This window comes from Pseudomonas sp. JDS08PS003, from assembly GCF_045013505.1.
GTDB lineage: Bacteria > Pseudomonadota > Gammaproteobacteria > Pseudomonadales > Pseudomonadaceae > Aquipseudomonas > Aquipseudomonas protegens_B.
This window is the reverse complement of record NZ_CP120724.1, coordinates 5,170,424-5,191,921: the sequence shown is the minus strand read 5'-3', so window position 1 is coordinate 5,191,921 and position 21,498 is coordinate 5,170,424. Positions and strand designations below refer to the sequence as shown.

The following is a 21,498-nucleotide window of genomic DNA, read 5'->3' as shown; positions in this document are numbered from 1 at the left end:
GGGCCCTGGCAACGAGCTGCTCGGGGCCAGGGCGGGACGGCCTCAACCGCCCAGCAGGCGTGCTTCGCAGGCCTCGATCGCGGCCTGGGTGCCGGACACCAGCACCCGGTCGCCGGCTTGCAGGCGCGAGGTCTGGCCCAGGGGCAGATCGCGGCCATCGCGCTGTATCCCGCGCACATCCACGCCCAGCGCTTCCAGCCCCAGCTCTTGCAGCACCCGGTTGCAGGCGTGGGCGTCGGCGTCGAGGTTCACGGCGTGCATCTGTACTGCGGGCGGTTCGTGATTGTCCTGGGTGCTGCTTTGCGCCCCATGGTAGAAGCCGTGCAGCAGGCGATAGCGGCTGTGCCGCACCTCGTCCACGGTGCGTTGTACCCGTTGCTCTGGCAGGCCAAGCATGATCAGGGCGTGGGAGGCCAGCATCAGGCTCGACTCCAACAGCTCGGGCACCACTTCATTGGCGCCGGCGGCCTTGAGTTCCGCCAACTGGCTGTCATCCCGGGTCCGTACCAGGATCGGCACGTTGCGGTCCAGGTGCCGCGCGGCCTTGAGTACATTCAGCGCGATGTCGGTCTTATCCACCGCAATCACCAGCAGTCGTGCCCGCTCCAGGCCAACCGCCGCCAGCAGGTCACTTCGCCGGCAGTCGCCGTAATGCACGCAGCTTTCCGCCGCCGAGGCTTCCTGGACCCGCACCGGATCATCGTCCAGGGCGATGTAGCGCAGTTGCTCATGGCGCAGGAAACGTCCGATGGATTGGCCGACCCGGCCATAACCGCAGATCAGGACGTGGCCCTGCAACTGGGCGTTCTGCGCGCTGATTTCCTCCAGTTGGGCGGCCTGGTTGGGCTTGCGGTGCAGGCGGGCAGTGATTACCGGGGCGGCGCGCAGCAGCAGCGGGGTCAGCAGCATGGAGCAGAAGGTGGCAGCCAGCAGCAGGCTGCTGATCTGCGACGGGATCATCTGGCTCAGTTGCATCTGCGCCATCAGGGCGAAGCAGAACTCACCACCCTGGGCCAGGGCCAGGCCGCTGCGCCAGGCGGTCTCGCCGTCACTGCCGCGCAGCTTGAGCAGGGCGGCCACTACCGAACCCTTGATCAGCAGCAGGGCCAGGGTCAGGCCGAGGATCAACAGGCTGTGGTCGATGAACAGTTGCAGGTCGATGAGCATGCCGATACTGACGAAGAACAGCCCGAGGAGAATGTCGCGGAACGGACGGATATCGGCTTCGATCTGGTGCCGGTAGTGGCTTTCTCCCAGCAGCATGCCGGCCAGGAAGGCCCCCAGGGCCGGCGACAGACCCAGCAAGTGGGTGAGCCAGGCGGTCAGTAGCACAATCACCAGGGCCAGCAGCACGAACAGCTCGGCAGAGTGGGAGGCGGCGACTTCGTGGAACAGCCGGGGCAGCAGCCAGCGGCTGGCCAGCAGCAGGCCGAAGAACAGCACCAGGGTCTTGCCCAGGGTGGCGGGCAGGGCCCAGTACCAGGCCTGGTCACTGTGGCCGGCGAAGACCGGGACCAGGGTCAGCAACAGCACCGCCACCACGTCCTGGAACAGCAGCACACCGATGGCGTTCTGTCCGTGGCTGCTGAAGATCTCGCCAAGGCTGGTCAGCTCTTTGCTGACGATGGCGGTGGACGATAGGGCCAGGCCGGTACCCAGCATCATCGCCGAGGTCAGGGGCATGCCGAACAAGGCCAGGAGCACGCCGAGGATCAGGCCGCTGCACAGCACTTGCAGGCTGCCCAGGCCAAACACCACGCGGCGCAGGGCGAGCATTTTCGACAGGGAGAATTCCAGGCCCAGGGAAAACAGCAGGAAGACCACCCCCAGTTCCGCCAGGTCCGGCAGGTCCTCGCTGTCATTGACCCAGTCCAGGGCGGTGGGTCCGACCATCAGTCCCACCGACAGATAGCCCAGGACCGGTGGCAGGCTCAGGCGCCGGAACAGCGCAATGACCACCAGTGACGAAGCGAGAATGATCAGCAGATTGGCAAACAACGGGCATCTCCGGACAAGGGGGCGGGCAGGGCAAAGCCTAGAGGCAAAAAGGCGCGAGGATCGCCCGGCTGGCGGTAAACGATTCTGACTCACGTCATTCTTTATCGAGAATGTCTCATATTCATGAGCCTTCGCTATGCTCAAGGCCTGTTGAGAAAAGCTGCGCCCGGGCGGGTCTGCAGGTGCCTGCCAGTGAGGAGCCGGAGAGATTTATGGAGCGTCTGTATTCGCTGCAAGGGTTGCGGGGCATCGCGGTACTGGGCGTGGTGCTGTTTCACATGATGTCGGTGGAGAGCAAGTATTCCGGTGGCGACATCCTGTTGCCGGCATGGCTGGACTTCTTCCAGCTCGGGGTCGATCTGTTCTTTGTCATCAGCGGTTTCGTGATGGTCATTGTCAGCCGCGGACGCTTCCAGAAGAGCCTCGAGACCCAGCGCTTCCTGTTCAATCGCCTGTCACGGATCTACCCGACCTATTGGTTGTATTTCTTCATCACCCTGGGGGTGTACCTGTGGCAGCCGGGGCTGGTGAACAGCAGCCATGGCGGCTCGAACCTATGGATGTCGTTCCTGCTGCTGCCCAATGACAAGGTGCTGCTGGTGATGGTGGCCTGGTCGCTGCTGTTCGAATTGTGGTTCTACCTGATGTTCACGGTGTTCCTGTTCTTCAAGGAGCGGCGCCTGCCGCTGATTCTGCTGCTGTGGGCATTGGCGCTGGTGGTCTTCAACCTGTTGCAGAGCTGGCAGGACTATTCCCCGGCGCTGAAGATCATGCTGCATCCCTATGCGCTGGAATTCATTGCCGGCAGTGCCCTGGCGCTGTTTTTCTATGGGCCCTACAGCACCAGGGTGCCCACGGTGCTGGTCTGGGGCGCGCTGGCCGCGGCGTTGCTGGTGGGGGTGCCGCTGATCCATGGCTATCAGCTGTTTTTCACCGAGGGGTTGCCAAGAGTACTGGCGGTAGGGCTGACGTTTGGCACGCTGGTGCTGTCCCTGGCGCTGCTGGAGCGGCGGCAGTTGATCCGGATGCCTGGGTTTCTGACGGCTACGGGTGATATGTCCTACACCATCTATCTATCTCATCTGCTGGTGTTGGGGGTGGTGGGCAGGGCCTGGCAGGTGGTCGGCTCCTGGCCTGCCAGTTATGTGGACAACCTGGTCTTCTGTGTACTGATGATGACGGCAGTGGTCTGTTATGGCTGGGTGGGATACCAGTTCTACGAGAAGCCGATCCTCGATCGCGCCACGGCCTACTGCAAACGCCGCTTCAGCTCCGCGCCCCAGCGTAAACATTTCGATCCGGTGTAACGGCCAGGGTTGTTCCTGCTTATTCGGGTAGCCATCGATGCCGAAAGTCCTCAATGCAAATCTTGATGCCCTGAAAGTCCTGCTGGCGGTGATGGTGGTGGCGTTGCACTGCAAACTGTTGGGGGGCAACTACAACTGGGCGGGCTATGTGCTGTGCAACGGCCTGTTCCGGGTGGCGGTGCCGACCTTCTTCATCATCAACGGTTACTACCTGTACCAGACCCTTAGCGGCGGTCACTCCTTTGCTCAGTGGTTCAAGCGCGGTCTGTTGATCTACTTGTTCTGGATGCTGGTCTACAGCCCGCAATACGTCGATCCGGCGACCATCCTCAGCCTGGGCGGGATACTGGGAGTAGTGAAGAAGTTGCTGATCGGCTATTTCCACCTGTGGTACCTGCTGGGCATGCTCGGTGGCGGGGTGGTGTTGCTGTTGCTGCGTAACTGGCGTTCTGCGCCCCTGGCCGGCCTGGCGTTGCTGGCCTTCCTCAGCGGCCTGTGCCTGCAGTACGCACGGGTGTACTTCCAGTTGCCCAACGAGTTTGCCCAGCATTTCAACCAGAACGACTACACCGCGCGCAACTTCCTGTTCATGGGCTTTCCGTTCATGGCCATCGGCTTTCTCTGTGCCCGGCATCAGTTGGCGCAGCACCTCAGCCGGCGCGTCGTCTGGTGCTGGCTGATCCTGGGGCTGGGGGTGATCCTGGCCGAGGCCGGGGTGAACTTTGTCCTGCGGGCCGACGTCCAGCAGAACTTCGATTTTCTCCTGTCGTTGCTGGTGATCGCCCCGGCGCTGTTTTTGTTGCCGCTGGTGTACGTTCGGAGCAGTGAAAGCAATTTCGCCGCAAAGCTGTCTTCGGCGGTGTACTACGTGCACCCCTGGTTCATCTACGGTGCCCTGGCGCTGGGAATGGTTTACGGCAACCCGATGACGGGGCTGGTGCTGGTACTGGCTTTTGGCGTGGCGCCGCTGTTGATCCTGGCCAGCCGCCGGGTACGGTTCATTCTCTGAAGATGTCGGGTCGACGGCTTTTTCTACCGGGCCTAGAATAATGGCCTGTTCTTTTACGGTTGCACTGTCATGCCCCCTGAATGCCAATTGTTCGGCACCCTTGGTTGCCATCTGTGCGAGCTGGCCGAAGCCGAGTTGATGCCTCTGGTGGAGCACGGCCTGATGGTCGAGCTGGTGGACATTGCCGAGAGTCAGGAGCTGTTCGAAAGCTATGGCCTGCGCATCCCGGTGCTGCGCCGGGTGGACAATGGCGCCGAGCTCGGCTGGCCCTTCGACGCTGAGCAGGTGGTGGCGTTCCTGCGCTGACGCTTGGCTTGCAACATCCGGGCTTCCGCCTGTCGCCCGTGGTCGGAATTCATTGGCGAGATCCGTCGATTCGTTTACTGTATGCATATACAGCTATCGAGGAGTCTCGCCATGTCTCTCACTTTCCTGACCGGTACCGAACGCTCACAGCCGTTGCCAGCCTGTTTTCTGGAACTGGGTGACAGCGGTTGCGCTTCCCTGGCCAATGAGCCCACCGGTAGCGGGTTTTCCCTGGATCGGACCCTGGGTCTGGGGGCTCCTCAGATCCACGGCCTGCTGGTGGACGACGACAACCTGCTGGGCTTTGGCATCTACCCTGGGGACCGGCTGATTGTTGATCGCTCGGCCACCCCGGTGGTGGACCAGTACCTTGTGGTACGTCCTCAAGGCGCCCATGAATATTCGCTGCGCCTGCTGGCCCCCGATCCTCGTGGTGGTCTGTTGCTCAAGGCGGCGCGTCCTTCAATCCCTTCTCTGGTGCTGGATGACCTGGGTTCGATCGAGATCTGGGGCGTGGTGTTGTGGGTGGTCAGTTATGTGGGGCGCAAGCAGCCCTGATGGATGTGGCGGACGCTTCAAACCGTTAAAGGAATAAATGATGGTCAATGTCGAACAACTGAAAAACAGCGTGAACAGCATGTCCACCGATGTGCTCCGTGAGGCGGTGCTTGAGTTGCGCCTGGATGGGTTGGTCACCGAGGGCAAGACACCTTTCAACAAGCTGCACTTCAATACCTGTTTTGCCGAGATCGAAGCGCTGTTCCAGCGCGCGGGTTACCACCGGCAGTTGGATGTGGTGGGTTATCAGGGTTTGCTCTATGCCCTCTATGATCCGGGCCGCTGGGAGGCGGTGGATGTGCTGCGCTGGCTCAAGGAGTTCACCGAGGCAGCGGCCCAGGCCAAGCACTCCTGTGCCTGAGGTGGGCAAACTGCTTCTAGGTTCCTGAGGGTCGCTGTTGGATAATGCCGCTTCGCATTGATCCTTCGAGCTTTTGTATGTCCTCCGCGAGCTTTTCCGCTGCACAGCACCAGGCCAGCACCTTGTACCTGCCCCCCGGCTCCTGGCCGACGGTGCTGGATTGCCTGTGTGATCACTTCAAGGCCATCAGTCGTGAACAATGGCTGGATCGTATTGCCCGCGGCCGGGTGCTGGATGGGCAGGGCCAGCCCATCAGTCTGGACCTGGCCTATCGCGAAGGCTTGCGGATTCATTATTTTCGCGAGGTGCCGGATGAGAAGGTAATCCCGGTGCAGGAGACCATCCTCTATGCCGACGAGCATCTGGTGGTGGTGGATAAACCGCATTTTCTTCCGGTCACCCCTGCGGGCGAGTACGTCGAGCAGACCTTGCTGCGTCGCCTTATCCGCCACCTGGACAACCCGAGTCTGGTGCCCCTGCATCGCATTGACCGGCACACGGCGGGGCTGGTGCTTTTTTCTGCCCATCCCGGCAGTCGCTCGGCCTATCAGGCGTTGTTCCCCACCCGGCAGATCGAGAAACGCTATGAAGCCATTGCCGGTGCCTTGCCACACCTGACTTTCCCCCTGGTGCACAAAAGCCGATTGGTGGACGGGGAGCCCTTCTTCCGCATGCAGGAGGCAGAGGGGCCGAGCAATACCGAAACTGCCATCGACGTCAGGGAAAGGCAGGGCGACCTGTGGCGTTATGCCTTGTACCCGGTGACGGGCAAGAAGCACCAGTTGCGGGTACACATGAGTGCCCTTGGAGCGGCGATCTGCAATGACCCGTTCTATCCCGAGGTGCTCAAGGATGCCGAGGACGTCTATGACAATCCACTGAAGCTGCTGGCCCAGGGCTTGCGCTTCATCGATCCGTTGACCGGGCAGGAGCGCGAGTTCGAAAGCCGCATCAGCCTGCAGTGGTGAAAAACCGTCTCGCAGAAACAATAAAACCCGCCAAAGGCGGGTTTTATGGAAGCAAAACAACCACTGTCGGACTTACAGCTCCTTGACAGTGCGCACCTGATCCTTGTTGATGCGAGTCTGTTTGCCGTCCAGTTGTTCAAACTCGTAGAAGCCGGAATCCTTGTCGTATTTAGGGGTATCGACGGCCTGGATTTCGCGACCGTCATTCAAGGTGATCACTGTCGGCGAGGCGCAACCGGCGAGAGTGGCCAGGCCCAGTGCGAGCATGAGAGTGGCGAGGGTCCGTTGAGTCATTGTGTGTCTCCGAAATGAGTACTTTTGAGTGCTGGTCTTCAGACGTATACAACGCCTGCAAGTTCCTTGGCCAGGGACATTCTGTCACGTTGCCGGGCGGATCGCAGGCGTTGGCGGCTGCAGCTTAACTCACAGTGTCTGATCGTCCGAGATCTGGCTTTCTCGATGCCTGGGCTGTTTGCGCTGGAAGTCCGGGGCAAGGTGAATGCCGGCCCCGCAGCGGCGTCGGAACAAAGGGCTGTGATATAACACCGGGCTGTGTCTCCTACCTCTGGATCGAGCCTATGAAAGCCAAGGCTGATGTACCTTTTGCTGCCCTGAACATTGCGGTGTTGACCGTCAGTGACACCCGCACCCTGGAAACCGACGCCTCCGGCCAGGTCTTCGTCGAGCGCCTGGGCGCCGCGGGCCATCGTCTGGCTGCGCGGGTGTTGCTCAAGGACGATCTGTACAAGATCCGCGCCCAGGTCGCGACCTGGATCGCCGATGACGTGGTGCAGGTGGTGTTGATCACCGGCGGCACCGGTTTTACCGGTCGCGACAGCACTCCGGAAGCGGTGGCCTGCCTGCTGGACAAGCAGGTCGATGGTTTCGGCGAGCTGTTCCGGCAGATATCGGTGGCGGATATCGGCACCTCCACTGTGCAGTCCCGTGCCTTGGCCGGTCTGGCCAATGGCACCCTGGTGTGCTGCCTGCCGGGCTCCACCAATGCGGTGCGTACCGGCTGGGACGGGATACTGGCCGAGCAACTGGACTCGCGGCATCGGCCGTGCAACTTCGTCCCTCATCTGAAACAGGCGGCGCCCTGTGAATCCCGTGGGTAAGCCGGGCAAGCAGGGGGCCTTGATGCCAGTGGAGGAGGCCTTGGAGCGCCTGTTGGCCATGGCCGAGGCGGCGCCCATTGTCGAGCGTGAACGGCTGCCGTTGGCCGCCACCGAAGGCCGGGTACTGGCTGAGGCGCTGGTATCCAGTCTGGATCTGCCGCCTTGGCCCAACAGCGCCATGGATGGATACGCTTTGCGCCTTGAGGACTGGAAGGGTGAGCCCTTGCCGGTCAGCCAGCGAGTTTTCGCCGGACAGTCCCCCGAACCCTTGCAGTCTGGAACCTGTGCCCGGATCTTCACTGGCGCTCCGCTGCCGGCGGGTGCGGATTGCGTCGAGATGCAGGAAAACGCCCAGGTTCAGGACGATCAGCGAGTACGTTTTACCGAGCCACTGAAGGTCGGCCAGAACATCCGCCCCCAGGGCCAGGAAACCACCGTGGGTGAGCAGGTCCTGGCGGCCGGTACGCGCTTGGGGCCCATCGAGCAGGGCCTGGCGGCGTCCTTGGGATGTGCCGAGCTGGAGGTGCTGCGTCGAGTCCGGGTGGCGGTATTGTCCACCGGCGACGAACTGGTGGAGCCTGGCCGGCCTCTTGGTCCGGGGCAGATCTACAACAGCAATCGAGTGCTGCTGTGCAGTTGGTTGCAGCGTCTGGGTTGTGACGTGCTGGATGCGGGAATCCTCCCCGACGACCTGCCCGCGACCCGTCAGCGCCTGGCGGAGTTGGGGGATGTGGACCTGATCCTCTCCACCGGTGGGGTCTCGGTGGGGGAGGCGGACTTTCTCGGCATCGCCCTGCGGGAAGCCGGTGAGCTGGCCCTGTGGAAACTGGCAATCAAGCCCGGTAAACCCCTGACCTTCGGACACTTTCGTGGGGTGCCGGTGATTGGCCTGCCGGGCAATCCGGCATCGACCCTGGTGACTTTCGCCCTGTTGGCGCGGCCTTATCTGTTGCGGCGCCAGGGCGTGCAGCAGGTGCAACCATTGAGCTTCCAGGTGCCGGCAGGTTTTGTCTGGCCCCAGCCTGGCAATCGTCGCGAATACTTGCGCGGACGCCTGGAGAATGGGCGGGCGATCATCTATCGCAACCAGAGTTCGGGCGTACTGCGTAGTGCGGCCTGGGCCGAAGGTTTGGTAGAGGTGCTGGAGGGGCGGACCCTGGAGGAAGGCGATTGGGTCAGCTTCATTCCCTTGAGTGAAGTGCTGGATTGAGCGGACCCGGGCCCGGTTCAGCACCGGGCCCGCACTCCGCGGTTCAGCGCAGTAGCAGTAACAGCAGCAGGCCGAAACGGCTGTGCAAACCCCAGGTCACCAGGCCGGCCAGTATCGAGGCCGTGAGCGTCAGCCAGGCCAGGCGCTTGAGTATCGATAACAGCCTGGAGTGAGTCGGGCAGGCCTCGGACGAGTGCGGCAAGTCGAAGTCCCGAGCCGGTGGGTCCGCCAGCCAGGAACTGCCCTTGATGCGATTGAGCGGTGATTGCCCTCGTGGATAAAACCCCTTGTCGTTCATGACCGTGCACTTCCCTGTGTAAGGCGTCAGCGCCTGGCATCCACAGTCACTGATTGGCTCTGCAGGGTCAATTCAGGCAATTCTCATTCTTCGGTCAGGAAATTCGCTTTAAAACTCGGACCTGCAGTTCAGGCGTAGGGGCTGTCCCAGTAGCGCTTGTACATGCCGAGTCTTTTCTTCAGGCCCAGGGGCAGATAGCGTTCCTGCTGGCTGAGTTTGTAGGCGATCAGTTTCACCCCGTTGCGCAGCAGCGACCCCGGCCATTGCAGCAGGCGCCGCGGACCGAGGAACTGCAGCTCGGACTTGACGTAGCGCAGGCCCTCGCCGCCGGCACCGCCGAATGCCTGGCGAATCCAGGGCTCCCGGGCGTGGAACACGCCGATGTCGAAGTAGCGGCGAAACTCTTCCTTGAGGCTGTAGTTATGGGAGTGGCGGCAACAGGCTCGACCTTCGTAGGCAACCTTCCAGCCCGCCAGGAGCATCCTGGCGCCCACGTACATGTCCTCGGACAGGATCACATGCTTGGGAAAGCCGCCGACCTGCATCAGGGCCTCGCGCCGGTAGGCGGAGAAAGAGTTGGACATGAAGGCGGTCTTGATTCCCAGCGTCGGCACGTCAGCCAGGCTTTTCACCTGGGAGGTCGGCGGGTAGTTGAACAGCCGCGCGTGGGTGGCCAGGGGACTGGCATTCAAGTGTGGCAGCTGGCGACCGCACACCGCCCCCACTTGCGGGTCGGCGAAGGGCGCGACGATGCGGGCGATGCCCTCGGCATCCTCCAGGTAGGCGTCCTGGGTCATGAACACGTACACGTCGTAGTCGGCGTTGCGCTCTACCATCAGTTGCCGGGTGCCGCCATGGTTGAAGTCGCGGCTGTCGATGCGTAGCACGCTGGGGCCGCGTGCCAGCGCCAGCTCGTAGCTGCCGTCGCTGGAGCTGGAGTCGACGATCAGGGTATCGAACGCCGCGCTCTGGATGTCCAGGGAGTCCAGCAGCCGGGACAGGTCCTGACGGCCGTTGTAGGTCGGGATCACACAGGCCACGCGCAGTGTCGACATTGTCCATCCCTCCGGTTCAGATCAGGTTCGGGCGCCAGGGCCGCAGCCAGGCCGCGAGGGTCAGCAACAGCAGCAGGCCACAGGCGCTGCTCAATCCCAGTTGCCACCAGGTCGAGGTCAGCGGATGGAGGAACAGCGCGGCCAGTGCCATACCGCCGATACCGATCAGCCAATGGCTGCGCCAAGGCACCAGTCCCAGCAGTTGCTGGCGTCGCATCAGCAGCAACCCGGTGAGGATCACGCCGCAGATGGCCGCCAGGGCGATGCCGATCAAGCCGAAGAAGTACGGCAGCAAGGCCAGCAGCAAGGCGTTGAGCAGGCTGCCGGCGAGCTCGCAAGCCAGTGGCATGCGTGTATCCCCCGCTGCGTAGGCGTAGCGGGCCAGCAGCGCGTTCCAGGCGCCGAACATCAGCGGCACCGAAAACCATGCCAGCAGTTCCGGCAGGGGACTGCCGGCGGCCTGGCTGGGCAGCAGCAGATGAACCAGTGCCGCCGCTGCGCCGATCAACCCTACCACCGCCGGAATCGTCAACAGGGTGGCGCTGCTCAGGCCCTTGCGCAGCAGGCCCAGGCGCTGTTCGCCGGCGCTGCCGCTCATCAGTCCGAGCAGCACCTGGTTGAGGCTCATCAGGGCAATCAGCGGCAGGTTGATCAACTTGCGCGCCAGGTTGATCCAGGTGACCGCCCCTTCCCCCAGCAGCGATGCGGCCATGCGCTCCAGCAGGGCCAGGCCCTGGCTGGCCAGGTTGCTGCTCAGCAGTGGGCCGATCCGTTGCAGCAGTTCGCGACCGGCGCCGGGAGCGCCCTGAATCCGCCAGGGGCGCCAGCCATCCCGCAGCAGGCTCGGCAGCAGCACCGTGGGCATCAGCACGCTGCCCAGCACGCAGGCGCCCGCCAGCCCGACGGGGGTCGAGTCATGATGAAAGCTGGCCAGGTAGATCACCGGCGGCACGTTGAAAAGCAGCGAGCCCAGGCCGGCCAGGACGAAGCGCGATCGGGCTTGCAGCGGCACACAGAACAGGCTGTGCAGGACAAACCCCGGAGCGCACCAGGCCAGCCAGCGCAAGCCACCGCTGGCCAGGGCGTAGCCGTCGCTGCCCAGTCCGGGGCCGATCAGGCGGACCCACAACGGCGCGCCGAGGCTCAGGAGCGCAGCCAGTGACAGCCCGCACAGCAGCAGGCGCGGGGTCAGGGCACTGAGCCAGGCCTGCTGTTCCGGGGCCGAGCGTTGCTGATACAGGGGTAATGCGGCGGCGCTGAGCAGGCCTGCGGCCAGGGCCATGCGCAAGGCTTCGGGCAGGAACATCGCCACCAGGAATCCGTCGCTCTGCCCCCCGGCGCCCCAGGCCGCCACCAGCAGCCATTCCCGGGCAAAGCCGGCGGCCAGTCCGGTCAGCGTTGCCAGAGTCAGCCACAGCGTCGCGCCGAACATGGGCGTGGCCTAGTGGAACAAAGTGAACAGGCCTTTGCCGCCCACTTTGTAGTTGAGGTTGCGGCAGCGCTCGCCTTTGATGACCGCGTCCGGGCCACTGACGATGGCATAGGGCGGCACTGGCTTGGACACCACCGACTGCCCGCCGACCACCGCGCCCTCACCGATCTCGGCACCGAAGGACAGCAGGGCCCGGCTGGCGATCCAGGCGTAGTCATGGATATAGATCGGCCCGCCCACGGCCCAGAATTCCGGCTCCTTGAGGTCATGGCCGCCGGCGATGATCAGTACATGGGAGGCGATGGTCACATGGTCGCCGATGATCAGCCCGCCTCGGGCATCCAGCTGGCAGTGCCAGGCCACGGTGCTGTCCTGGCCGATGCGCAGGCTGTCGACCCCAAGCACCTCGGTGTTGCGCCAGACGGTGGAGCCCTTGCCGATCTTCGCGCCGCCCATGCGCAGCCAGAACAGACGCAGGGTGTGGCTGGGGATCTTGCAGATGAGGATGTTGTAGACCTGCTCCCAGACTCGCAGCATGCGGTCGCGCAGGGTCGGCCAGTTGATGCCATACATGGGGATCAATGCGCCTTTGAGCTCGCGGCCCAGCAAGGCATAGAAGCGCCGGGGCAAGGGCGGCTCGATCTTCGACTCGATGTTCAGGTAGCTGATGTAGGTCAGCACGTTGCCCTTGAGCGGTTGTTCGAACACCACGTCGTTTTCCAGCATCCACTGATAGGCCGCCTCCAGTTCCTCAAGGCTCACGCCCATCTTGTGCGCATATTCAGGCAGTGCCTGCTTCAGGTTCTGCGAGTGGAAAAGGCGATGTTTCATGGGCGGATTCCTGAGGGAAGGGAGTCTGAAGTAACCCGTGGCATGGGTACCCCGGCCTTGAGCCGCAAACGCCTGGCTTCATGCAGATTGAGGCCCAGCAGCAGCCAGAACAGAGCGATCAGCACCTGGGTAAAGCTGAAATAGTGGTCGAACAGGCCGCTGATCAGGGCGGCGCTGAGACCGGCGCCGCTGCCGAGCCAGAGAGCGTTGTCGCGGTTCAAGCGGACCTGCAGCCCGGTGCCGCGGGTTTCCCGCCACCAGCTCCAGATCACCGCGACGAATAGCAGCATGCCGGGTACGCCGATCTTGTAGATGAAGTTCAGCCACAGGTTGGAGATGCCCCACAGGCCAGTGCCCGGCACGGGAGGGTCGACCTTGAAGCCGATGCCGAAGGGGAACATCGCCATGGCCGCGGGGAAGTGCGAGTACTCGTCGACCCGCACGCTGGTACTGGCATCGTTGGAGGAGAACAGGGTCAGCAAGCGATCCTGCAGCGGTGGGTAGGACATCAGCAGCAAGGCGCCGAGAACCAAGCCGCCCATCAGCATGCGCCCGGTATAGGGCACGCGCTGACGGGCCATCCAGATCAGTACGATCAACAGACTCAGCAAGGCGCCCCGGGAGCCGGAAAGCAAGAGCCCGGCCGCTCCAAGCAGGGCCACGGCCAGCCCCAGGTTGCGCTGCCAGCCGCTGCGGGTCAGGCCGAAGCAGAAGGCCAGGGGCAGAAGCAGCGCCATGGCGCCGCCGGTGACGTTGGGGTGCATCCAGGGCGAGCCCATGCGATTGGCCAGGGCGCTGAGGCTGTCCCCCAGCACCTCGATACCGCCGTAGCCGAGCTTTTCCAGGATCGGGGTCATGGCGGTGGCGCTGCCGTTTTTCAGAAACATCGGAATCGACAGCAGCAGAAGCAACAGAGTGCCTAGCAGCAAGCCGCCGACCAACTGCTCCCGAGCCTTGGGTTCCTGCAGCAGGCGCCGTACCAGGAACAGCGCCGACAGGTTGAGCAGCCAGCGCACCCAGTTCACCGGCCCGTTGCCGTCGGCATGCACCGTCAGTTGACCGATGACAAACGGCAAGGCGCTGAAGGCCATCAGCGCCAGCAGCAGCTTTTCGGTGCGCAGCAGCCTGGGGGCAGGCGGCAGATTGGAGAGCAGGCTATGCAGCAGAATACTGGCCCAGACCAATAGCAGCAGGGCTTCGGAGATCGTTGTGCGCAGGCCGATCTGCACCGTCGAGTAAGGCAGGAAAGTCGCCAGCACGGCGAACAGCAGCAGCCCGCGCATGGGCTGGCGGAGCACCGTCACCGCTGCCGCGATGCCGACCATCAGCACCAGTACCTTCAACGGTGGCAGCAGCCAGATCAGCACGCCGAAGACCAGGCTGAAGGTCAGCGCCACTGGCAGAGCGATGGGCATTACTTGAGTTCCTCGAGCAGTTCATCGAAGCGCTGGCGATAGGCGCTCTCGGCGTAACCGTCGGCCCAGGCCTTGAGTGTCTCGGGATCTTCCGTTGAGGCGCTGGCCAGTTGCACCATCAGCTGGCTCAAGGCGTTGCTGTCGGTGGGGGAGAAGCGCGGGCTGGTGGCCGGGGTGATTTCGTCCAGGGCCGAGCCGCTGGCCACCGCCACCGGGGTGCCGACGCTCAGGGCCTCGATCACCGGCAGCCCGAAGCCCTCGGCGTAGGAGGGCTGCCACAGTCGCAGAGCCTTGAGGTAGACGGCATGTAGCTGGCGGTCGCTGATATCGCTGAGAAAGTGCAGGCCATGCAGCGTTCGCAGCTCGCCGGGCAGGTGCTCCGGAGCGCCGATCAGCACCAGTTCGGGCACTTCGGGGGACTGCTGGCGGGCGGCCTGCCAGGCACCGACGAACCAGGGAATGTTCTTGCGCGGTTCGCGGGTGCCGACTGCCAGCCAGTAGCGCTCGGGAAGCTGCAGGTCGCTGATGTCAGCGGCTTCACCGTGAAAGCCGGTGACCAGATTGGGCAATACCCGGACCTTGTCCCGGGCTCCCGGGAAGCGTTTCACCAATGCGTCGGCGGTGTACTGCGAAGGCGTCCAGATCCGATCCGCCTGCTTCACCGAATGAGCGATGGACAGCGCGTCGCTGAGCCCGTAGATCCGCTCCTTGAGCCGGGAACCGTGGCTGTTGCTCAGGGTCAGCTGGAACAGGTCATGCAGCTGCAGCACATAGCGCAGTTCCTGGGGTTTCTTGCCCAGGGGCAGGCCCATGTTGAAGTTGCAGATGTACAGCTCGATGCCAGCCTCCCGCAGCGCGCCGGGGAGAAAGCCGCCCTCGAAGCGCAGTCGCCCCGGCAGCCGATGGATCCCCTGCAAAGGCGCGCCCCAGCGGGGGCAGTGCACGCGACGGCGCAGGGGATGCTCCTCGGGGGCCACGCCGAACAATTGCAGGCTGACCTCGGGGTTGGCTCGCAGGGCCTCTTCCAGTGCCAGGTTCTGCCGGCCGATTCCAGTGTTGCTGTAGCCCGCGGCGGGGCGGTAATCCAGACCTATGCGCATACGGACACTTCTTCCTTGGCTGAGGGGAGTTGCTGGTAGACCGCTTCCAGTTGGGCGGCGGCAACGGTCCAGTCGTGTTCGGCCAACACGTAGCCGCGTCCGGCGTCGCCTATGCGTTGCAGGCGCTCGGGGTCGGCGAGGGCTTCGGCGAGGATCTGCGCCAGGGCGCCGGGGTCTTCGCTGCCCAGGTAGTGCCGGCCGTTTTCCACCTGCAACCCCGAGCTGCCCTGGGCTGTGGTGACCACCGGCAAGCCGGCGGCCATGGCTTCCAGCACCTTGAGCTTGGAGCCGCCGCCCTGGCGCAGGGGCGCGAAGAACAGCGTCGAGCGTCGTTGCAGGTCCCGCAGGTCGGGGACGAAGCCTTGCCACTCGATGCGCGGGTCTGGCCAACGCTGGCGAAAACTGTCCGGCAGGGCGTAGCCACAGATGGCGAAGCGTACGTCCGGGTTGAGCGCCCAGAGGCGCGGCAGGATCTCCTCCAGGGCCCATTCCACGGCATCCAGGTTGGGGCTGTATTCGTAGTTGCCGATAAACAGCAGGCGCTGGCTGGTCAGGTCCGGCTGGACTGAGGCGTAGTGTTCGCAGTCGACGCCATTGACCACCACTGCGGCAGGCTTGCCGCTGAGTCGGGCCAGGGTCAGGGCATCCTGTTCGGTGACCGCGATGACCTGGGTCGCCTGTTGGAACACCCGACGCTCCCAGCGTCGGTAGCGCCACTGGTCATACAGGGTGAAGGGTTTCGACCAGGCCGGCAGGCGGTCATAGCTGGCGGCGCCCAGGGCCGATTCGACATTGTGCTCGGTGAGGACGAAGTCCCGCTGCAGTTGCTGCAGCGGTTGTTCAAAGGGCTGGAAACTGTAGCTGTGCTCGATCTGGATCACGTCCCAGTGCTCGTCCAGCAGTTGGCGAAAGCGCTGTTGCAGCGGCCCCGCCAGGCCATTGATATCGGCCAGCATCGGATAGGGCGCGAACAGTACCGAGAACAGGGTCTTGAGGCTGCGCAAGGGGCGCCGGGGCAGCACGATCAGGCGTTCCAGCCAGGGCTCCAGGGCGGCGCGGGTGGCCTCGTCCAGCGGGGTTTTCGACTGCACCAGCAAAGTAATGCGATGACCTCGGGCCGCGAGGGCTCGCAGCAGGTGGTATTGCCGGGTCTTGCCGCCGCTGGTGGCGGGCCAGGGCAGGTAGGGCAGGGTCCAGAGGATCTTCATGTTCACCACACCAGGAGTTGCAGGCTGGTTTTCAACGGCACACTGACGCCTTGCTGCCCGCTCAAGTCGGTGCGGGTTGCGGCCAGCGGGTCGTACAGGGCAGCAGCATTGAGCCCGGGGATCTGCAGGCTGGCGCCGCTGGCACTCCAGAACATCCAGACATGGGAGCCGTCGGGCCGGGTCCAGGCGATGCTGTACAGATCGCTCGGGGCATTGTTCAACTGCGGAGGGTCGGCCGGGGCCAGGCTGGGTCCGGTGACGTCGAAAAAGTGCTTGAGGGCGGCATACACCGGCTTGGGATCGCTCGCCAGGTCCACCAGGCCGTAGGACTGGTCACGGTTGCTGGCGCGGGCATCGAGGTCACTGAGGTTGAACAGGAAGATTCGCTGATAGTCCATGGTCGCCATCAGCGCCAGGCGTCGTAGTGTGTAGTCGGCCTGGCCATTGACGCCGATCATCGCCTGCATCTCGCGCTCGCCGCTGGTGTAGCTCGACCAGCCCCATTCGGTGGCCCAGACCTGTTGCACGCCCTGGCTGTGCAGGCCGCTATTGAGGAAGTTGCCGCGCACCAGGAAGTCCTTGGCCGTGGCGTCATCGCCTTCCGGATACTCGGAATAGGGGTGGTAGGCGGCGATCAGGTTTTCGTTACCCAGGCCCTGCTCCAGCAGGTCCTCGAGCATCAGTCCCGGGGTGTTGCGCATCTGGCTGTAATAGGCCATGCCGGCGGTGGCCACGGGCTTGCCGGGAATGGCTGAGCGGATTGCGCTGGTGGTGGTTTCGAGCAGGCGGTCGTAGGCAGCCGGGTCTTCCTTGGGCAGCCAGACGATGTTGGGCTCGTTCCACACTTGCCAGGTGTTCACCTGGGGATAGCGCTGGGCGAGCATGCGCATGCGCTGGGCGAAGACATTGAAGTCCTTGGGCGGGTACTGGTCGGAAGGGGCGGCGCCAGGGGGAATGTTGGCGGCGAAGGGGGCCGAGCCCACCATGTAGGCCAGGATGTTGTAGTGGCGGCTCTGCATGGCCGTCATCGCGCCATCCAGGGCGTTGAGTTGCAGGTCGTTCTCGCTGGGCTCGATCATTGCCCAGTGAATCGACAGGCGGACCCAGTTCAGGCCGAGGGCATCGAGACGGTCCATCTGTTTCTGATAGACGCTGGGAGAGAAGTACTGGAACTGGGCGTTGACCCCGAGAAAGTCCTTCCACACCACCGGCCGCGGTGCTCGCAGGTTATTGTCCGCCAGGGCTGGCCAGGCCAGGCAGGCCAGTACCAGCAGCAAGCTGCGCGATCTACGTAGCGTATACATGTGCAGCGCCTCCACAGGCATCCGTGAACACTCGGGCAAAGCGTTCGGCGGTATGGCTCCAGACCCGTCGGGCACCGATCACCCCGGCGTGTTCGGCCCAGCGCTCCACCCGCTCGGGGCTGGTGCACAAATGGCTGAGCTCGGCGGCCAGGGCCGCGACGTTGCCCTGGGGAAAGATCACACCGTTGTCCTGGGCCACTTCTTCGGCGAAGGAGCGGGCGTCGGAGGTGATGGCCCCGCGTCCGCATGCCACCGCCCAGGACAAGGCGCCGCTGGTGCCGCGCAACTTGCCCAGGACCTTCAGCTTGCTCGACTCCCGATAGGGCAGGACCATCACATGGTGGGCCTGGATCACCTTGGGGATATCCGTGGCCGGCAGGTCCAGCTGCCAATCGATGTTGTCCTGCAGGTTCAGGCGCTGGATGTGCTGGCGCAGTTGTTCGAGGTAGCTGCCGGCACTGCCGAAGGCCATTTCCGGCTCACTGCCGCCGGCCAGGGTCAGGCGCAGGCGCTGGCGCATCCCGGGTTGCTGGGCGAAGGCCATGGCCAGTGCGTCCAGCAGGTCCTCGATGCCCTTGCCGCGATAGATGAAACCGAAATACAGCAGCTTCAAGGGCGACAGCGGTGGCAGCGGCTGGGCGGGGATCGCCAGGTTGCCGTGGGGGATGACCACCATCTGCTCCGCTCGCAGCCCCATGCGCTGGCGCAGGCACTCGCCACCGGCGTGGGTCAGGGTAATGAGCCGGTTGAGGCTGCGGGCCAGTTGCTGTTCCTCGTACAGGCAGATCGGATCGGTCAGTACCGTGGCAATCTGCGGCAGGGGCGAGGGCAGCCGTGTCGCCAGTGACAGTGGCCAGGGCAGGCGGGCCCGACGCCAGACCAGGCGCTCGGGGTCGTGCACCGTGGCGCTCAACGGCAGGCTGGGAAAGCGCTGGCGCAAGGCCTTGAGGGCGTGAAACTCCGCCAGCCGGCCACCCCCCAGTTCGGCGTGGACCAGATCAATGCCCTGCCAGTCCGTTTGCGCCACACGTTCCACCGCCCGATCCGGGTCGTTGCCCACTCCCGCCAGGGGCGTGCTGACCCGCAGTCCCAGGCCCTCCAAGGCGGCGCGCAGGTGTGCGGCGTAGTCGGCGATGCCGTTCTGTTCGGGAGGCATGGGAGCCAGCAGGGCGATATGCATCAGCTTGGACTCCTGATCCGCGCCATGAAATTCAGCACGTTCTCCGGGATGCCGAAGCGTCGACGGTTGATGATGATGCCGTCGACCCGCTTGAACGCGGTATTGAGGATCGACAGGGCGTTCTGCAGCACCGGCACTGTGGTGGTTTCGGCTTCGACGATCAGAGCGATCAGGTTGGCCTCCCGCAGGCTGACAAAGGCCTCCTGGTTGGAAAAGAAGCCGGAGGCTTCCAGCAGCACGATTTCCCCGGGAGCGGCCTTGGCCGGGCCGTTGACCCGGACCTGATGGCCGCGCTCCTGCAGCAGGTCCCGCAGGTGGCCGGTGACGAAACTCACCCCTTCGCCGTGGCGTGCCGAGGTCAGGCCGATCACCAGCCCCTGTTCCGCGACCCGCTCCAGGGGCAGTACGCCGTACAGCCGATAGAGGCTCGCGGTAAAGGCGCTGTTGCGTTGCGGCAGGTGGCTGTCCAGGTCCTGCAGGCTGCTCCAGACCTTGACCCCGAAGCGCTCTTCGATCTGGTCGCCGTCATGGATGCGCTGATCCAGCAGATAGAAGAAGTACAGCGCCAGCAGGCCCACGGCCAGACTCAGGGGAATGGCCGCCAGCAGCATGCTCAGGCTCTTGGGAAAGACCCGGCTGGGCTTGAAAGTGGCTTCTTCGATCACCGCGATATTGCTGATCTGGCTCTGGTCCAGTTCGCGGTCGATCCGCGCTTTCTCGGTGCTGTCGCTGTACAGCGCAAAGCTCTTTTCCGCCGCGCTGAGTTCGCGTTGCAGGCGTGCCAGTTCCGGCTCCAGGGCCAGGGCCTGGCGCCGGTCCTGTTCCAGCTTGAGCAACTGGGTCTGTTGCTGGGCGGCCTGGGTCTGCAGGCGGCTGAGGCTCGCCTGTTGATCAGCGAAGCTGTTCTGCAGGCGGGTATAGACCGGATTTGGCGCCAGGTTCTCGCTGCGCTGCACTGTGCTGTTTTCCGATTTCAGCAAGGCTTGCAGGTTGGCAATGGCGGTATCCATGGCCCGCACCGGCGGCGCACCTTCCTTGAAGGTGCGGAGCATTTCCTGGCGTTCGATCTGTTTGGCGTTGATCCGCTGCTGCAGATCCTGGCGATCGGGGTTGAGACTCATCTGGCGGCCGATGCTGATCTCTTTCTTCATGCTGTTGAGCTGTTTCTGGATGGTGTCCAGGCCGCTCTTGGTGGACGCCACCGCCCGGGTGGTATTGAGGTGCTCGCCCTTGAGGTTATTGAGGTTGCGCGAGATGTCGTTGAGGCGCTCGTCGATGCTCACCGCCCCCAGTTGGTTCAAGTAGTCGGCGATCTGCGTCTTGTAGCCGAGGATGCGCTGGTTGGTGCTGGCGCTTTCGGTTTCATAGAAGGCGTACAGGCTTTTGCGGCCGAGGGTTTGCGCACGCTCCTGCTGGTAATGCTCGATCCAGCTCTTGACCACCGTCTGGGCCACTTGCGGATCGTTCCAGGTGAAGCTCACTTCCATCACCGAAGAGCCTGTGGCGTGGGTCACGCTGAAGTTTTTCAGCATGCGTTCGGTCAAGCGTTCGACCGGAGTCTGCTTTTCCACAAGACCGACCAACTGCAGGGTGCCTCGCAGCAGATCAACCAGGCCTTCCAGCGCGCCTTTCACGGCATTCTTCACACTGCCCAGGAACCCGCCGGGCTGGGGCTGGCGGGACAGGTCGTCGAGGTACTGCTGCGCCACTTTGCGGGCAATGGGCTCGCCGGCGAGGATGCGCTCTTCATCGATGATCGGGTCGCGCTGGGCGCTGGGAACCACTACTGCCTGGCGGTCGGCAATCTCGATCGGCAGGGTGCTGGTGTCGCGTCCGGGCTTGACCAGCAGCAGGGCGGTGGATTCGAAGCGGTTGGGCAGCAAGAAAGCCCCCAGCACGATGATGATGAAGGTCACCAGAACGGTGATCTTGACCTCGCGCTTGAAGATGAAGAACAACCGCAGCAGATCGCGAAAGGAACGGATATTGATCATGAGTGCTGTCCTTGGCGATCAGTTGGCCGACTGGCGATTGATTTCGTAACTCGCCCCGATACCAATCGACTTGGTGAACGGAATCAACTGGTTGAGGTACACATCCACCCATTCAATGCCGTTGCCTACGCTGGACTTGGGCACGAAGACCACGTCGCCGCGTTGCAGCAGTACCGGCGCGGCTCCGGCGTTGCCGGCGATCATGAATTTTCGGTAGTCGAAAAAGTAGGTCTTGTAGCGGCCGTCCTCGCCCTCGCGCAGCAGCGCGATGTTGCGGCTGTCGCCCACCGACAGCAGGCCGCCAGCGCCCACAATCGCCTGTTCCAGGGTGGTGGTCACGGTCACCGGCAGGGACGCCGGATTGCGCACCGAGCCGCCGACGAACACCGTGTTGCCCGGCGCCTGGTTGATGTTCACCGTCAGGGCCGAGTCCTGGTAGATGTTCTTCAGCTTGTTTTCCAGAACCTGGGTCAGCTGTTGCGGGGTCAGCCCCGCAGCTTTTATCTGCCCGGCGTAGGGATAGGCAAAGGTGCCGTCGTTGAGCACGGTGAACAGGGTCAGTTCGTAGATCGAGTTGGCGGTGAAGGCCGAGATCGACGGCGCCTCGCCGGTGTTGCGGACGATGCGCAGGGTGTCTCCCGGGCGAATCCGCTGGGGCGGCAGCGGCTGGCCGGCCAGGGCATCGCCGGCACGGTGTGCAGCCTGCAGATCCTGACTGGGAGGCAATTCCACCTTCGCGGGTATGGAGCAGGCACAGAGCATGAAAATACTGGAAATCAGCAGCAGTCTCTTCATTGAGCGATCTTCCTGGCGTGCATAGTCACAACTCCCTGTCGGGCCAGATTC

21 protein-coding genes are annotated in these 21,498 nt (G+C 63.6%); 8 read left to right on the top strand and 13 right to left on the bottom strand.

What is annotated here, in order from left to right:
- Positions 1-42 precede the first annotated feature (42 nt).
- Positions 43-1,998, bottom strand: coding sequence for a monovalent cation:proton antiporter-2 (CPA2) family protein (locus P7C00_RS22820; protein WP_404937432.1), 1,956 nt, complete (start codon positions 1,996-1,998; stop codon positions 43-45).
- 212 nt (positions 1,999-2,210) lie between these two features.
- On the opposite strand from P7C00_RS22820, the gene P7C00_RS22815 reads away from it, so the two are divergent.
- The 6 genes from P7C00_RS22815 (at position 2,211) to P7C00_RS22790 (ending at position 6,507) form a co-directional block, all read left to right on the top strand.
- Positions 2,211-3,305 carry an acyltransferase family protein gene (locus P7C00_RS22815; protein ID WP_404937431.1) on the top strand — a complete coding sequence of 365 codons (1,095 nt, stop codon included), beginning with the start codon at positions 2,211-2,213 and terminating at the stop codon, positions 3,303-3,305.
- 37 nt (positions 3,306-3,342) lie between these two features.
- A complete protein-coding gene (locus P7C00_RS22810) occupies positions 3,343-4,314 on the top strand; it encodes an acyltransferase (protein ID WP_346632147.1) in 972 nt (323 codons plus the stop codon).
- Between the two features lie 69 nt (positions 4,315-4,383).
- Positions 4,384-4,620 (top strand): glutaredoxin family protein, encoded by a 237-nt coding sequence (locus P7C00_RS22805; protein WP_102860924.1) that lies wholly within the window; start codon positions 4,384-4,386, stop codon positions 4,618-4,620.
- Positions 4,621-4,731: 111 nt separating this feature from the next.
- Complete coding sequence (locus P7C00_RS22800; RefSeq protein ID WP_404937430.1) at positions 4,732-5,178, top strand: S24 family peptidase; 447 nt, start codon at positions 4,732-4,734, stop codon at positions 5,176-5,178.
- 40 nt (positions 5,179-5,218) lie between these two features.
- Positions 5,219-5,539, top strand: coding sequence for a transcriptional regulator (locus tag P7C00_RS22795; RefSeq protein ID WP_102860926.1), 321 nt, complete (start codon positions 5,219-5,221; stop codon positions 5,537-5,539).
- 77 nt (positions 5,540-5,616) lie between these two features.
- Positions 5,617-6,507 (top strand): pseudouridine synthase, encoded by an 891-nt coding sequence (locus tag P7C00_RS22790; RefSeq protein WP_404937429.1) that lies wholly within the window; start codon positions 5,617-5,619, stop codon positions 6,505-6,507.
- A 72-nt stretch (positions 6,508-6,579) separates the two neighbouring features.
- Here the strand turns inward: P7C00_RS22790 and P7C00_RS22785 are convergent, their stop codons facing one another.
- Positions 6,580-6,801: a YgdI/YgdR family lipoprotein gene (locus P7C00_RS22785; RefSeq protein ID WP_015636515.1), complete on the bottom strand. Its 222-nt coding sequence runs from the start codon at positions 6,799-6,801 to the stop codon at positions 6,580-6,582.
- 284 nt (positions 6,802-7,085) lie between these two features.
- On the opposite strand from P7C00_RS22785, the gene moaB reads away from it, so the two are divergent.
- Both moaB and glp read left to right on the top strand, forming a co-directional pair.
- Positions 7,086-7,625, top strand: coding sequence for a molybdenum cofactor biosynthesis protein B (gene moaB, locus P7C00_RS22780; protein ID WP_404937428.1), 540 nt, complete (start codon positions 7,086-7,088; stop codon positions 7,623-7,625).
- Between the two features lie 22 nt (positions 7,626-7,647).
- Positions 7,648-8,835, top strand: a complete 1,188-nt coding sequence (gene glp / locus P7C00_RS22775) for a gephyrin-like molybdotransferase Glp (RefSeq protein WP_346632554.1) — start codon at positions 7,648-7,650, stop codon at positions 8,833-8,835.
- 43 nt (positions 8,836-8,878) lie between these two features.
- Here glp and P7C00_RS22770 read toward each other — a convergent pair whose 3' ends face one another.
- The 11 genes from P7C00_RS22770 to P7C00_RS22720 form a co-directional block, all read right to left on the bottom strand.
- Positions 8,879-9,133, bottom strand: a complete 255-nt coding sequence (locus P7C00_RS22770; RefSeq protein WP_346632143.1) for a hypothetical protein — start codon at positions 9,131-9,133, stop codon at positions 8,879-8,881.
- 128 nt (positions 9,134-9,261) lie between these two features.
- A complete protein-coding gene (locus P7C00_RS22765) occupies positions 9,262-10,188 on the bottom strand; it encodes a glycosyltransferase family 2 protein (RefSeq protein ID WP_346632142.1) in 927 nt (308 codons plus the stop codon).
- A gap of 16 nt (positions 10,189-10,204) precedes the next feature.
- Positions 10,205-11,620 carry a lipid II flippase MurJ gene (locus P7C00_RS22760; protein WP_346632141.1) on the bottom strand — a complete coding sequence of 472 codons (1,416 nt, stop codon included), beginning with the start codon at positions 11,618-11,620 and terminating at the stop codon, positions 10,205-10,207.
- A 9-nt stretch (positions 11,621-11,629) separates the two neighbouring features.
- A complete protein-coding gene (locus P7C00_RS22755; protein ID WP_346632140.1) occupies positions 11,630-12,451 on the bottom strand; it encodes an acyltransferase in 822 nt (273 codons plus the stop codon).
- Complete coding sequence (locus P7C00_RS22750) at positions 12,448-13,866, bottom strand: O-antigen ligase family protein (protein ID WP_404937427.1); 1,419 nt, start codon at positions 13,864-13,866, stop codon at positions 12,448-12,450. Before P7C00_RS22750 ends, P7C00_RS22755 begins: the two co-directional genes overlap by 4 nt.
- On the bottom strand, positions 13,866-14,966 hold the full coding sequence (locus P7C00_RS22745) for a glycosyltransferase family 1 protein (protein ID WP_346632138.1): 1,101 nt from the start codon (positions 14,964-14,966) through the stop codon (positions 13,866-13,868). The genes P7C00_RS22750 and P7C00_RS22745 overlap by 1 nt, the downstream gene beginning before the upstream one ends.
- Positions 14,957-16,174, bottom strand: a complete 1,218-nt coding sequence (locus P7C00_RS22740; RefSeq protein WP_346632137.1) for a glycosyltransferase family 4 protein — start codon at positions 16,172-16,174, stop codon at positions 14,957-14,959. The genes P7C00_RS22745 and P7C00_RS22740 overlap by 10 nt, the downstream gene beginning before the upstream one ends.
- A 2-nt stretch (positions 16,175-16,176) precedes the next feature.
- Entirely contained in the window at positions 16,177-17,478 is a 1,302-nt protein-coding gene (locus P7C00_RS22735; protein WP_404937426.1) for a cellulase family glycosylhydrolase, read from the bottom strand.
- Positions 17,462-18,658, bottom strand: a complete 1,197-nt coding sequence (locus P7C00_RS22730; protein WP_346632135.1) for a glycosyltransferase — start codon at positions 18,656-18,658, stop codon at positions 17,462-17,464. Before P7C00_RS22730 ends, P7C00_RS22735 begins: the two co-directional genes overlap by 17 nt.
- Complete coding sequence (locus P7C00_RS22725; protein WP_346632134.1) at positions 18,658-20,652, bottom strand: lipopolysaccharide biosynthesis protein; 1,995 nt, start codon at positions 20,650-20,652, stop codon at positions 18,658-18,660. Before P7C00_RS22725 ends, P7C00_RS22730 begins: the two co-directional genes overlap by 1 nt.
- Before the next feature lie 18 nt (positions 20,653-20,670).
- A complete protein-coding gene (locus P7C00_RS22720; RefSeq protein ID WP_346632133.1) occupies positions 20,671-21,447 on the bottom strand; it encodes a polysaccharide biosynthesis/export family protein in 777 nt (258 codons plus the stop codon).
- Between the last annotated feature and the right edge of the window lie 51 nt (positions 21,448-21,498).

Excerpts from the sequence above, each read along its gene's own strand:
- P7C00_RS22815 (WP_404937431.1), top strand. The coding sequence starts at position 2,211 with ATGGAGCGTCTGTATTCGCTGCAAGGGTTGCGGGGCATCGCGGTACTG.
- P7C00_RS22810 (WP_346632147.1), top strand. The coding sequence starts at position 3,343 with ATGCCGAAAGTCCTCAATGCAAATCTTGATGCCCTGAAAGTCCTGCTG.
- P7C00_RS22805 (WP_102860924.1), top strand. The coding sequence starts at position 4,384 with ATGCCCCCTGAATGCCAATTGTTCGGCACCCTTGGTTGCCATCTGTGC.
- P7C00_RS22800 (WP_404937430.1), top strand. The coding sequence starts at position 4,732 with ATGTCTCTCACTTTCCTGACCGGTACCGAACGCTCACAGCCGTTGCCA.
- P7C00_RS22795 (WP_102860926.1), top strand. The coding sequence starts at position 5,219 with ATGGTCAATGTCGAACAACTGAAAAACAGCGTGAACAGCATGTCCACC.
- P7C00_RS22790 (WP_404937429.1), top strand. The coding sequence starts at position 5,617 with ATGTCCTCCGCGAGCTTTTCCGCTGCACAGCACCAGGCCAGCACCTTG.
- P7C00_RS22785 (WP_015636515.1), bottom strand. The coding sequence starts at position 6,801 with ATGACTCAACGGACCCTCGCCACTCTCATGCTCGCACTGGGCCTGGCC.
- moaB (WP_404937428.1), top strand. The coding sequence starts at position 7,086 with ATGAAAGCCAAGGCTGATGTACCTTTTGCTGCCCTGAACATTGCGGTG.
- glp (WP_346632554.1), top strand. The coding sequence starts at position 7,648 with ATGCCAGTGGAGGAGGCCTTGGAGCGCCTGTTGGCCATGGCCGAGGCG.
- P7C00_RS22770 (WP_346632143.1), bottom strand. The coding sequence starts at position 9,133 with ATGAACGACAAGGGGTTTTATCCACGAGGGCAATCACCGCTCAATCGC.
- P7C00_RS22765 (WP_346632142.1), bottom strand. The coding sequence starts at position 10,188 with ATGTCGACACTGCGCGTGGCCTGTGTGATCCCGACCTACAACGGCCGT.
- P7C00_RS22760 (WP_346632141.1), bottom strand. The coding sequence starts at position 11,620 with ATGTTCGGCGCGACGCTGTGGCTGACTCTGGCAACGCTGACCGGACTG.
- P7C00_RS22755 (WP_346632140.1), bottom strand. The coding sequence starts at position 12,451 with ATGAAACATCGCCTTTTCCACTCGCAGAACCTGAAGCAGGCACTGCCT.
- P7C00_RS22750 (WP_404937427.1), bottom strand. The coding sequence starts at position 13,866 with ATGCCCATCGCTCTGCCAGTGGCGCTGACCTTCAGCCTGGTCTTCGGC.
- P7C00_RS22745 (WP_346632138.1), bottom strand. The coding sequence starts at position 14,966 with ATGCGCATAGGTCTGGATTACCGCCCCGCCGCGGGCTACAGCAACACT.
- P7C00_RS22740 (WP_346632137.1), bottom strand. The coding sequence starts at position 16,174 with ATGAAGATCCTCTGGACCCTGCCCTACCTGCCCTGGCCCGCCACCAGC.
- P7C00_RS22735 (WP_404937426.1), bottom strand. The coding sequence starts at position 17,478 with ATGTATACGCTACGTAGATCGCGCAGCTTGCTGCTGGTACTGGCCTGC.
- P7C00_RS22730 (WP_346632135.1), bottom strand. The coding sequence starts at position 18,658 with ATGCATATCGCCCTGCTGGCTCCCATGCCTCCCGAACAGAACGGCATC.
- P7C00_RS22725 (WP_346632134.1), bottom strand. The coding sequence starts at position 20,652 with ATGATCAATATCCGTTCCTTTCGCGATCTGCTGCGGTTGTTCTTCATC.
- P7C00_RS22720 (WP_346632133.1), bottom strand. The coding sequence starts at position 21,447 with ATGAAGAGACTGCTGCTGATTTCCAGTATTTTCATGCTCTGTGCCTGC.